General features: G+C 57.0%; 7 protein-coding genes. 5 read left to right on the forward strand and 2 right to left on the reverse strand.

The window, feature by feature from the left end:
• The first annotated feature begins 7 nt into the window (after positions 1–7).
• Entirely contained in the window at positions 8–2,455 is a 2,448-nt protein-coding gene (glgP, locus tag KW829_RS17655) for a glycogen phosphorylase (protein WP_089598547.1), read from the forward strand.
• A 95-nt stretch (positions 2,456–2,550) separates the two neighbouring features.
• Here the strand turns inward: glgP and glpD are convergent, their stop codons facing one another.
• Entirely contained in the window at positions 2,551–4,059 is a 1,509-nt protein-coding gene (gene glpD / locus KW829_RS17660; RefSeq protein WP_089598548.1) for a glycerol-3-phosphate dehydrogenase, read from the reverse strand.
• A 284-nt stretch (positions 4,060–4,343) separates the two neighbouring features.
• Between glpD and glpE the strand changes: the two genes are divergently transcribed.
• The 3 genes from glpE to KW829_RS17675 are packed head-to-tail and all read left to right on the forward strand — an operon-like array spanning position 4,344 to position 6,329.
• Positions 4,344–4,676 carry a thiosulfate sulfurtransferase GlpE gene (gene glpE, locus KW829_RS17665; RefSeq protein ID WP_006177908.1) on the forward strand — a complete coding sequence of 111 codons (333 nt, stop codon included), beginning with the start codon at positions 4,344–4,346 and terminating at the stop codon, positions 4,674–4,676.
• Between the two features lie 47 nt (positions 4,677–4,723).
• Complete coding sequence (glpG, locus tag KW829_RS17670; RefSeq protein ID WP_042718924.1) at positions 4,724–5,554, forward strand: rhomboid family intramembrane serine protease GlpG; 831 nt, start codon at positions 4,724–4,726, stop codon at positions 5,552–5,554.
• 16 nt (positions 5,555–5,570) lie between these two features.
• Complete coding sequence (locus tag KW829_RS17675) at positions 5,571–6,329, forward strand: DeoR/GlpR family transcriptional regulator (protein WP_008503060.1); 759 nt, start codon at positions 5,571–5,573, stop codon at positions 6,327–6,329.
• 62 nt (positions 6,330–6,391) lie between these two features.
• Here the strand turns inward: KW829_RS17675 and malT are convergent, their stop codons facing one another.
• On the reverse strand, positions 6,392–9,097 hold the full coding sequence (malT, locus tag KW829_RS17680) for an HTH-type transcriptional regulator MalT (protein ID WP_089598550.1): 2,706 nt from the start codon (positions 9,095–9,097) through the stop codon (positions 6,392–6,394).
• Between the two features lie 574 nt (positions 9,098–9,671).
• Between malT and malP the strand changes: the two genes are divergently transcribed.
• Positions 9,672–12,065: a maltodextrin phosphorylase gene (gene malP, locus KW829_RS17685; protein ID WP_218308732.1), complete on the forward strand. Its 2,394-nt coding sequence runs from the start codon at positions 9,672–9,674 to the stop codon at positions 12,063–12,065.
• Positions 12,066–12,074 lie beyond the last annotated feature (9 nt).

Below are 12,074 nucleotides of genomic sequence, written 5' to 3' on the forward strand. Positions count from 1 at the left end.
TACTGATATGAACGCTCCATTTAGCTACTCTTCACCCACGCTCAGCGTTGAGGCGTTAAAGCACTCCATCGCCTACAAGCTGATGTTCACCATCGGGAAAGATCCGGTTATCGCCAACAAACACGAGTGGCTGAACGCCACCCTGTTTGCGGTGCGTGACCGTTTAGTCGAACGTTGGCTGCGCTCCAATCGCGCCCAGCTCTCGCAGGAAACGCGTCAGGTTTATTACCTGTCGATGGAATTTTTGATTGGCCGCACCCTCTCCAACGCGCTGCTGTCGCTCGGTATTTATGACGACGTCAAAACCGCGCTGGAAGAGATGGGGCTGGATTTAGAAGAGCTGATCGACGAAGAGAACGACCCCGGCCTCGGAAACGGTGGTCTGGGACGCCTTGCCGCCTGCTTCCTTGACTCGCTGGCGACGCTGGCGCTGCCGGGCCGTGGGTACGGCATCCGCTACGACTACGGCATGTTCAAGCAGAACATCGTTGATGGCCGCCAGAAAGAGTCCCCGGATTACTGGCTGGAATACGGTAACCCGTGGGAGTTCAAGCGTCACAACACGCGCTATAAAGTGCGCTTTGGCGGGCGTATTCAGCAGGAAGGCAAAAAATCCCGCTGGGTCGAAACCGAAGAGATCCTCGCCGTAGCCTATGACCAGATCATCCCCGGCTACGACACCGACGCCACCAACACGCTGCGCCTGTGGAATGCCCAGGCCAGTAGCGAGATCAACCTGGGTAAATTTAATCAGGGCGACTACTTTGCGGCAGTGGAAGATAAAAACCACTCCGAGAACGTGTCCCGCGTACTGTATCCGGACGATTCAACCTACTCGGGCCGCGAGCTGCGCCTGCGTCAGGAGTATTTCCTCGTCTCCTCCACGATTCAGGACATCCTCAGCCGCCACCATCAGCTGCACAAAACCTACGCCAATCTGGCGGAGAAAACGGCGATTCACCTCAACGACACACATCCGGTGCTCTCCATTCCGGAACTGATGCGCCTGCTGATCGACGAACATAAGTTCAGCTGGGATGACGCCTTTGAAGTGACCTGTCAGGTGTTCTCGTACACCAACCACACGCTGATGAGCGAAGCGCTGGAAACCTGGCCGGTGGATATGCTCGGCAAAATTCTGCCGCGCCACCTGCAGATTATCTTTGAAATTAACGACTACTTCCTCAAGACCCTGCAGGAGCAGTACCCGAACGATACCGGCCTGCTGAGCCGTGCGTCGATCATCGATGAATCCAATGGTCGCCGCGTGCGCATGGCCTGGCTGGCGGTGGTGATCAGCCACAAGGTCAACGGGGTATCCGAGCTGCACTCGAACCTGATGGTGCAGTCGCTGTTTGCGGATTTTGCGAAGATCTTCCCGACGCGTTTCTGCAACGTGACCAATGGCGTCACGCCGCGCCGCTGGCTGGCGCTGGCGAACCCGCCGCTGTCTGACGTGCTGGACGAGAATATCGGCCGCACCTGGCGCACCGATTTGAGCCAGCTGAGCGAACTGGAACAGCACATTGATTTCCCGACGGTGAATAAAGCCGTGCGTGAAGCCAAGCTCCTCAACAAAAAGCGTCTGGCGGTCTGGCTGGCGATGCATCTGAACGTGGTGGCGAACCCGAAAGCGCTGTTTGACGTGCAGATCAAACGTATTCACGAGTACAAACGCCAGCTGATGAACGTGCTGCATGTGATCACGCACTACAACCGTATCAAGGCCGACCCTACGGCTGACTGGGTACCGCGCGTGAAGATCTTTGCCGGTAAGGCGGCTTCCGCCTATTACATGGCGAAGCACATCATTCACCTGATTAACGACGTGGCGAAGGTGGTGAATACCGATCCGGACATCGGCGACAAGCTGAAGGTGGTATTCATCCCTAACTACAGCGTGAGCCTGGCGCAGCTGATCATCCCGGCGGCGGATCTCTCAGAGCAGATTTCCACGGCGGGGACGGAAGCGTCCGGCACCAGTAACATGAAATTTGCCCTGAACGGCGCGCTGACCATCGGCACGCTGGACGGCGCGAACGTCGAGATGCTGGAGCATGTGGGGGAGGAGAATATCTTTATTTTCGGTAATACCACGGAGGAGGTGGAGGAACTGCGCAGGCAGGGCTACAAACCGCGTGAGTATTATGAAGAGGATGAAGAGCTACGTCAGGTGCTGACCCAAATCGCGACCGGGTTGTTTAATCCTGAAGAGCCCGGACGCTACCGGGACCTGGTGGATTCGCTGATTAACTTTGGCGATCACTATCAGGTGCTGGCGGATTATCGCAGCTACGTGGATTGTCAGGACCGGGTGGACGAGCTGTATCGTCAGCAGGAGAAGTGGACCATCACTGCGATGCATAACATCGCCAATATGGGGTATTTCTCGTCTGACAGGACCATCAAGGAGTATGCCGAGACGATCTGGCATATTGATCCGGTGCGGTTATAAAAGCAAAACGGCAACCCTGGTTGCCGTTTTTAGTGTTTGTTCCCTCTCCCTGTGGGAGAGGGGCAGGGTGAGGGCATCAGCCCGCACCGATCGCATTACGACGCTAACGACAATTCACGCTTTCCCGCATGCTGCTGCAGCCACTGCGCCACGCGAGACTGCTGCTCGGCGTTGAGCCACATCCCCTCTTTGGTACGACGCCAGATGGCATCATCCAGGCGGCGAACCCACTCGTGCTCCACCAGGTAACGCAGCTCGGCTTCATACAGCTCATGACCGAAATGCTCGCCCAGATCGGCCAGCGCTTTCGCGTCACCCAGGAAAAGCTCGGTGTTACTGCCGTAGGTGCGGGCATAGTGGCGCGCCATGCCTTCGGTGATGAACGGGAAACGACGGCGCAGCTTCGCGGCGTAATCATCGCGGTTATCGCCGATATCACCGCCAGGCAGAACCGCGCCTTTGGTCCATGCCGGGCCAATGCCTTTATAGTACGGTGCCAGTTTTTCCAGCGCGTGCTCGGCCAGCTTGCGATAGGTGGTCAACTTGCCGCCAAACACCGACAGCAGCGGCGCCTGGCCGTCTACGTCGTGAATATCGAGCGTATAGTCGCGGGTGATGGCCTGCGGTGAGTCAGACTCGTCATCGCACAGCGGACGCACGCCGGAGTAGGTCCAGACCACGTCATCGCGCGCCAGCTGCTTCTTAAAGTGCGCGTTATACACTTTCAGCAGGTAGTTCACTTCGCTCTCGTCGATCTCGACGTTTTTCGGATCGCCTTTGTACTCCACGTCGGTGGTGCCGATGATCGAGAACTCGTCCATCCACGGGATGACAAACACGATGCGTTTATCTTCGTTCTGCAGAATGTAGGCCTGCTTCTGGGTATGCACGCGCGGCACCACAATGTGGCTGCCTTTGATCAGGCGGATGCCGTACGGAGAAGGCAGGTGCATGCCGTCATCGAAGAACTGCTTCACCCACGGGCCGGTGGCGTTCACCAGACCGCGCGCTTTCCAGCTGAACTTCTCGCCGGTATCCACGTCTTCCGCTTCCACAATCCACAGACCGTTTTCACGACGCGCGGCGGTGGCGCGGGTACGGGTTTTCACCTCGCCGCCTTTTTTCTCTACCATCTGCGCATTCGCCAGCACCAGACGCGCATCGTCCACCCAGCAGTCGGAATATTCGAAACCGCGCACGATTTCAGGCTTAAGGACCGATTCTGAGCCAAAACGCAAACCGTTCGAACCCGGCAGGCTGGTGCGCTTACCCAGATGATCGTACATAAACAGACCAATTCGGATCATCCACGCCGGACGCAGATGCGGGCGATGGGGCAGGCGGAAGCGCATCGGAATAGCCAGATGCGGGGCCATTTTCAGCAGCACTTCGCGTTCGGCCAGTGCTTCACTGACCAGGCGGAATTCGTAGTGTTCCAGGTAGCGCAGGCCACCGTGGATCAGTTTGGAGCTGGCGGACGAGGTCGCGCAGGCGAGATCGTTAGCTTCCAGCATCAGTACGGATAAACCGCGTCCTGCGGCATCGACCGCAATACCGGCACCGTTGATGCCACCGCCTATCACAATCAGATCTTTGGTTTCCATAACACCCTCACGCACTTTCGTTAAAGCTCAGAAATGTTCGATATCGCTCATAATAGCAAAGGAACGCGCTTTTGGTAACATCAAAAAAACAATTTAGAGTGATATGGATAACATAATGGCGTTTACCCGCCGCCAGGACGTACACTACGGGGTAAAATAGTGCGGTCTGATGCCCTCACCCCAGCCCTCTCCCACGGGGAGAGGGGGATCCGTTTCCCTCTCCCTCAGGGAGAGGGTAGGGTGAGGGGAAAACGCACCACACCCGAATATAAGATGAGAACACCATGGATCAGTTTGAATGTATTAACGTAGAAGAAGCCCACCAGAAGATGCACCAGGGAAAAGCGGTGCTGGTGGACATCCGCGATCCGCAAAGCTTTGCGATGGGCCACACACCGGGCGCGTTCCATCTCACCAACGACACGCTGGGCGCGTTTATGCGCGATAACGACTTCGAGACGCCGGTAATGGTCATGTGCTACCACGGCAACAGCAGCAAAGGCGCGGCGCAGTATCTGCTTCAGCAGGGTTACGACGCGGTGTACAGCGTCGACGGCGGCTTCGATGCCTGGCATCGTCATTTCCCGGCAGAAGTGGAATACGCTTTTGAGCGCTGATCCCGCTATACTGTCCCCTTTTGTGTGGAAATAAGCGACCGTCGCCCATGTTGATGATTACCTCCTTTACCAACCCGCGCGTCGCCCAGGCGTTTGTCGACTATATGGCGACGCAGGGCGTTATCCTGACCATTCAGCAACATAACCAGACCGACGTTTGGCTGGCCGACGAGAGCCAGGCCGCGCGCGTAAATGAAGAACTGGCGCGTTTCCTTGAGAACCCTGGCGATCCGCGCTATCTGGCGGCAAGCTGGCAATCCGGCCACACCGGCAGCGGGTTGCACTACAGTCGTTTTCCTTTTCTTGCCACCATCCGCGAACGCGCAGGGCCGTTTACGCTGCTGCTGATGGCAGCCTGCATTATCGTCTTCATTATCATGAACGTGGTGGGCGACCAGAGCGTAATGATTGCCCTGGCGTGGCCGTACGATCCGTCGCTGCAGTTTGACGTCTGGCGCTACTTTACCCACGCGCTGATGCACTTCTCGGTGATGCACATCCTCTTTAACCTGCTGTGGTGGTGGTATCTCGGCGGTATCGTGGAGAAGCGGCTCGGCAGCGGCAAGCTGATCGTTATCACCATTATTAGCGCCCTGCTGAGCGGCTATGTGCAGCATAAATTCAGCGGCCCGTGGTTTGGCGGATTGTCAGGCGTGGTGTACGCCCTGATGGGCTATGTCTGGCTCAGAGGCGAACGCGACCCTGAAAGCGGCATCTATCTGCAACGCGGTTTGATAACCTTTGCGTTAATATGGCTAATTGCCGGATGGTTTGATCTGTTTGGTATGTCTATCGCCAACGGTGCGCACGTCACCGGGCTGGCCGTGGGGCTGGCGATGGCCTTCGCCGACACGCTCCATGCGCGAAAACGAACATAATTCTCAGGGATAATTGATGAAACAAACACAACGTCATGACGCCATTATCGAACTGGTTAAAAAACAGGGATACGTCAGCACCGAAGAGCTGGTGGAGCAGTTTGCCGTCAGTCCACAAACCATCCGTCGTGACCTGAACGATCTGGCCGATCAGAACCGCATTCTGCGCCACCACGGAGGGGCGGCGCTGCCGTCCAGCTCGGTCAATACCTCCTGGCATGACCGTAAAGCCACGCAGACGGCAGAGAAAGAGCGGATTGCCCGCAAGGTCGCCAGCCAGATCCCAAACGGGGCGACGCTGTTTATTGATATCGGCACCACGCCGGAAGCGGTGGCCCATGCGCTGCTGGATCACGAGAACCTGCGCGTGGTGACGAACAACCTGAACGTCGCCAATACCCTGATGCAGAAAGACGATTTCCGCATTATCCTCGCGGGCGGCGAACTGCGTAGCCGCGACGGCGGGATTATTGGCGAAGCGACGCTCGATTTTATCTCCCAGTTCCGCCTCGACTTCGGCATTCTGGGGATCAGCGGTATCGACAGCGACGGCTCGCTGCTGGAGTTTGATTATCACGAGGTGCGCACCAAGCGCGCGATTATTGAAAACTCACGCCACGTGATGCTGGTGGTAGACCATTCCAAGTTTGGCCGTAACGCGATGGTGAACATGGGCAGCATCAGCATGGTGGATGCGGTTTATACCGACGTGATGCCGCCAGCGGGCGTGATGCAGGTGATTAAAGATAATAATTTGCAGTTAGAGTTGTGTTGAAAAGCCTTTCTCCCTCTCCCTGTGGGAGAGGGGCGGGGTGAGGGCATCAGGCCGCACAAAACCTACACGCCGTACCCCATCATCTTCAACAATTGCTGCGCATGCTGCACCGCATCCTGTCGATGCGCCACACCCAGCTTCTGATACAAATTGCGGATATGCGTTTTGATGGTGGTCGCCGCCACCGCCAGCTCGCCGGCAATCTGCTCGTTGCTGTAGCCGGAATAAATCAGCCCGAGAACCTGCCATTCACGCTGAGTGAGCGGGCTGGTGCGGATAAGTTCCGGGACTTCCGGGTGGTTAAGCAGACGTTCTACAAAGTTCTCATCGAAATGCGCGAACTTATGGCGATGGTGCTGGTTAATCTCGCGCAGAATACGCTGAGCGCGATGCTGATCCAGTTCCGGCAGCGTATTGAGCTGAATAAGCTGGCGCAGCTGCTGCGCCATGACTTCGCCTTCAATGACAAAGTGGCTGACAAACCCGGTGCGGTTAGCCAGCTGTAGCGCTTCCAGCAGCACGCGCTGGGCGTCATTTTTACGCCCGGCCTGCCAGTAGAGCTGGTTCAGCAGCAGCAGGTTGCGGTTCAGGTCGCTCATCAGCCGCAGGCTGCGCGCGTTTTCGTTTAACTCCTCCAGCACGATCTCAGCCGGTTCAAACTCACCCAGCAGGATCTGCGCGCGGGCAATGTTCCGCCACTGGCTCTGCAGGAAGTGGTTGTTAGCAAATTCCGGTTTCGGCGTTTGACGCAGCCAGTTGGCGGCGGACTTTTTATCGCCGATCATCTGCCAGTAAATCACCCGAACCTTATCGGCGTTTGACACCCAGTCGCTGTGGTACTGACCGTTGCCGAGCAGGTTCTCCAGGCGGTTAAGGTGGTTGCGGGCATTATCCAGATCCCCACGCGCCAGCGAACACTGGACCAGCAGCGCCAGACACTGTAGCTGCTGCTGCGGCTGGAAGCTGGAGAGTACGTCTACACCCTGACGGGCGCAGCTTTCGGCCTCATCCAGACGTGACCATGCCCACAGCAGCTGAGCGCGAATACGCAACAGGAACTCATGCATCGGCAGCTGTTCCAGATGCTGTTCACGAATCAGCTGGAACGCTTTTTCCTGATTTTCCCAGGCGGCCTGCAGGAACCCCTGCGCAAATAAAATCTCGCTCTGTTGGATCAGGCTCCACAGCGCGTAGTGCCAGACGTCGTGCCGACGTGCCATCTGCTCGGTTTGCTGCATCAGTGAAAGCGAACGGGTGAGGTCGCCTTTGCAGTGCAGCACTTCGCCGTGCACCGAGGTCGCAACGATGCGGCTGTAGAAGTTAGCCAGCGGCAGTTCATCCAGCGCGACCATTGCCAGCCGCTCAGCTTCGTCCGGGTCGCCGTCGTTAATGGCCACCTGAGCGCGCAGGGCGTTGAACTCGCCGTGCAGGGTGGCATCCATTTCGCTTTCCATCTCCTGCTCGGCGCGCGCCAGCAGGGTGTTAACTTCGCTGTAGCGATGCTGGCTCTGCATCAGCCAGGCCTGAAGCAGCACCAGACGCGGGTTCTCCAGAAGGCTTTCCCACGGCAGCGCTTTTAACGACTCTTCAAGCAGCGTCAGCTCGCTGTGGTTGAACAGGCCCCATGCATGGTTGAGGAGGATATCGCGCAGCATGCTGGCATCACCGGCGGCCAGCGCGTGGTGGATGGCCTCGCTCGGGAAGCCTTGTGCCATCCAGCTTTCGGCTGCGGCGCGGTGAATTTCCGGCAGTTCAACCGCCAGTTCCCATTGGCAGCGCTGGCGCAGGAAGCTGCCAAACAGCGGGTGATAGCTAAACCACTCGCCGGGGTCGTCCATGCGCGTCAGAAACAGCCCCTGACGTTCAATCTCTTCAAGCTGTAGCTGGCCGTTCTCACAGCCAGTGACGCGCACGATCAGCGCATCGTTCATGGAACGCAGCAGGGAGCTCTTCAGCAAAAAATTACGGGTGGAGGGATCGACGCTGTCCAGCACCTCATCCACCAGATAATCAGAAAGGTGGCTGGCGTTGATGCCCGCCAAACGCCGCGCAGACTGATGCGCCGGACTGTTGTTTTGCCGGGCAGAGAGCGCGATCAGCTGCAGCGCCGTGGCCCAGCCCGCGACATCATCACACAGGCGGCTGCTTTCGGCGGCCTCAATCGGTGAGGTCAGGCGGCAGTCAAAGAACTGTTTCGCTTCCTGGTGGGTGAAGGCCAGCTGCTGGCTGCCCACTTCGAGAAGCTGATCGCGCACGCGCAGGTTGGCAATACCCAACTGCGGCAGGTTACGCGACAAGACAACTAAGGTCAGGTTTTCCGGCTGATGGCGCAGGAAGAAGCGCATCGACTCGTGGATCACCGGGTTTGTGATCAGATGATAGTCATCAATCACCACATAAAGCGGACGATGCCATTCTGCCAGTTCGATAAACAGCTGTGAGAAAAGGGAAGACAGGCTGGCGTACTGGCGCTTTTGCACCATCACCTCACTGGCGACGCAGTGTCCGTTGGTGGCCTGTTGAATGGCGGCAATCAAATAGCTGGCAAAACGCTCCTGCTGGTTATCGCCCTCATCAAGGGAGTACCAGCCGAGATCGCTCTTACCTGCGGCCCATTGCGAAATGAGCGTTGTTTTTCCATAACCTGCAGGACTCGTAACCAGCGCCAGTCGGAAATTATGCGCGCCGGAAAGTTTAGCCAGCAGACGCTCGCGGACCACTGTATGGTCAAGACGAACCGGGCGACTTAATTTAGACGGAATCAACATAGGTTTCACTTCACTGTGGGGAACGAGAGATTTTATTTTTTTTGCGCTTCGTAATTAATGGATATAAGGTCGGCCAATAAGTTAACTATTGCAAGTTATGTCTGGATTTGGTGGCTGTGAATTTGCACTCTGTCACAAAACATTCAGGCAGATGATGGAACTTTCTGGAAAGGTCTTTGATGCCCCGTCAATGCTGGCTTGTATGGTTGTGTTGCGGCTGCGCTGAAACTGGTTTCAGGAAGGGATAGTGACGTGAAATTTAATATACTGCTGGTAAAGTTAAGGGAAATTAATAATCGCCTTAGTTATTACCCGATTGCAGAAATATTATTGTACGTAAGTAATCATTTCTGCGTGGAATAATTTCTTACGAAACTGCATTTCATTTTTTTGACACTCTTCCAGGATATCTTTTCTCCCGCCGTGCACACTTACAGAGTGGCCTCGATCACACTTTTATGCTCATCCCCGCTACTCCTCCCTGTCTAATCCCCCACAGGAGGAGGAAGAGGCGGAATGAGCCAGGCACACTAGCGCCAACATGTGTTTTCTTTCTACAGGATGCCAATTCCCTATGTCACAGCCTACCTTCAACAAAGCTCAATTCCAGGCTGCCCTGACGCGTCAGTGGCAGCGTTTTGGCCTTCGTGCTGCAAACGAGATGACGCCTCACCAGTGGTGGCAGGCGGTGAGCGGTGCGCTCGCAGAGCAACTGGATGCTCAACCGGTGGCGAAGCCTGTTAAGGGCCAGCGTCACGTGAACTATATCTCGATGGAATTCCTGATTGGCCGCCTGACCGGCAACAACCTGCTGAACCTCGGCTGGTATCAGGACGTCGGCGATGTGCTGAAAGAACACGACATTAACCTGACCGACCTGCTGGAAGAAGAGACCGACCCGGCGCTGGGGAATGGTGGTCTGGGGCGCCTGGCAGCCTGCTTCCTTGACTCTATGGCAACCGTTGGTCAGTCCGCGATTGGCTATGGCCTGAACTATCAGTATGGCCTGTTCCGTCAGTCATTTGCCGACGGCCATCAGATGGAAGCGCCGGACGACTGGCATCGCAACACCTATCCGTGGTTCCGCCACAACGCGCAGCTCGATGTGCAGGTCAGCATTGGCGGGAAAGTCACTAAGCAGGGACTCTGGGAACCGGCGTTCACCCTTACCGGTGAAGCCTGGGATCTGCCAGTGCTCGGCTACCGTAACGGCGTGGCGCAGCCGCTGCGTCTGTGGCAGGCGAAGCATGCGCATCCGTTTAACCTGACCAAATTCAACGACGGCGATTTCCTGCGCGCCGAGCAGCAGGGTATCGACGCCGAGAAGCTGACCAAAGTGCTCTACCCGAACGACAACCACCTGGCGGGTAAAAAGCTGCGTCTGATGCAGCAGTACTTCCAGTGCGCCTGCTCCGTGGCGGACATTCTGCGTCGCCATCACCTGGCGGGCCGCAAGCTGGCGCAGCTGCCGGACTTCGAAGTGATTCAGCTCAACGACACGCACCCGACCATTGCCATCCCGGAACTGCTGCGCGTGCTGCTCGACGAACATCAGCTGAGCTGGGACGACGCCTGGGCCATCACCAGCCGTACCTTTGCCTACACCAACCACACCCTGATGCCGGAAGCGCTGGAGTGCTGGGATGAGAAGCTGGTGAAAACGCTGCTGCCGCGTCATATGCAGATCATCAACAAGATTAACGACCAGTTTAAAACGCTGGTGGATAAAACCTGGCCGGGCGACAAAGCGGTCTGGGCGAAGCTGGCGGTGGTGCACGATAAGCAGGTGCGCATGGCGAACATGTGCGTTGTCAGCGGCTTTGCCGTTAACGGCGTGGCCGCGTTGCACTCGGACCTGGTGGTGAAAGATCTGTTCCCGGAATACCACCAGCTGTGGCCGACCAAATTCCACAACGTGACCAACGGCATCACGCCGCGTCGCTGGATCAAGCAGTGCAACCCGCTGCTGGCTGGCCTGCTGGACAAGACCCTGAAGAAAGAGTGGGCCAACGATCTGGACCAGCTCATCAACCTGGAAAAACAGGCTGACGACGCGAAATTCCGCGAGCAGTACCGCGCGATCAAGCTTGAGAATAAGGTTCGCCTGGCGGAGTTTGTGAAAGTGCGTACCGGGATTGAGATCAACCCGAATGCCATTTTCGATATCCAGATCAAACGTCTGCACGAGTACAAACGTCAGCACCTGAACCTGCTGCACATTCTGGCGCTGTACAAAGAGATCCGCGAGAACCCGCAGGCCGACCGCGTGCCGCGCGTGTTCCTGTTCGGTGCGAAAGCGGCGCCGGGCTACTACCTGGCGAAAAACATTATCCTCGCCATCAACAAAGTGGCGGCGGCGATCAACAGCGATCCAAAAGTGGGCGACAAGCTGAAGGTGGTGTTCCTGCCGGATTACTGCGTCTCGGCGGCTGAAATGCTGATCCCGGCGGCGGATATCTCCGAGCAGATCTCTACCGCAGGGAAAGAAGCGTCCGGTACCGGCAACATGAAGCTGGCGCTGAACGGCGCGCTGACCGTCGGTACGCTCGACGGAGCAAACGTCGAAATCGCCGAGAAGGTCGGTGAAGAGAATATCTTCATCTTCGGCCATACCGTGGAAGAGGTGAAAGCCATCAAGGCCAAAGGCTACGACCCGGTGAAATGGCGTAAGAAAGACAAAGTGCTGGACGCGGTGCTGAAAGAGCTGGAAAGCGGCAAATACAGCGACGGCGACAAGCACGCGTTTGACCAGATGCTGCACAGCATGGACAAACACGGCGGTGACCCGTATCTGGTGATGGCGGACTTCACGGCCTACGTTGAAGCGCAAAAACAGGTCGACGTGCTGTATCGCGACCAGGAAGCGTGGACCCGCGCGTGCATCCTGAACACCGCCCGCTGCGGCATGTTCAGCTCTGACCGTTCAATCCGTGATTATCAGGCCCGTATCTGGCAGGCAAAACGCTAAGGAAGCGCG

The sequence above is a fragment of the Enterobacter sp. ENT02 genome, assembly GCF_019219165.1.
Lineage (GTDB): Bacteria > Pseudomonadota > Gammaproteobacteria > Enterobacterales > Enterobacteriaceae > Enterobacter > Enterobacter mori.

Bases quoted from the DNA above. Each gene is read 5' to 3' on its own strand.
- glgP (WP_089598547.1), top strand. From the start codon at position 8: ATGAACGCTCCATTTAGCTACTCTTCACCCACGCTCAGCGTTGAGGCG.
- glpD (WP_089598548.1), bottom strand. From the start codon at position 4,059: ATGGAAACCAAAGATCTGATTGTGATAGGCGGTGGCATCAACGGTGCC.
- glpE (WP_006177908.1), top strand. From the start codon at position 4,344: ATGGATCAGTTTGAATGTATTAACGTAGAAGAAGCCCACCAGAAGATG.
- glpG (WP_042718924.1), top strand. From the start codon at position 4,724: ATGTTGATGATTACCTCCTTTACCAACCCGCGCGTCGCCCAGGCGTTT.
- KW829_RS17675 (WP_008503060.1), top strand. From the start codon at position 5,571: ATGAAACAAACACAACGTCATGACGCCATTATCGAACTGGTTAAAAAA.
- malT (WP_089598550.1), bottom strand. From the start codon at position 9,097: ATGTTGATTCCGTCTAAATTAAGTCGCCCGGTTCGTCTTGACCATACA.
- malP (WP_218308732.1), top strand. From the start codon at position 9,672: ATGTCACAGCCTACCTTCAACAAAGCTCAATTCCAGGCTGCCCTGACG.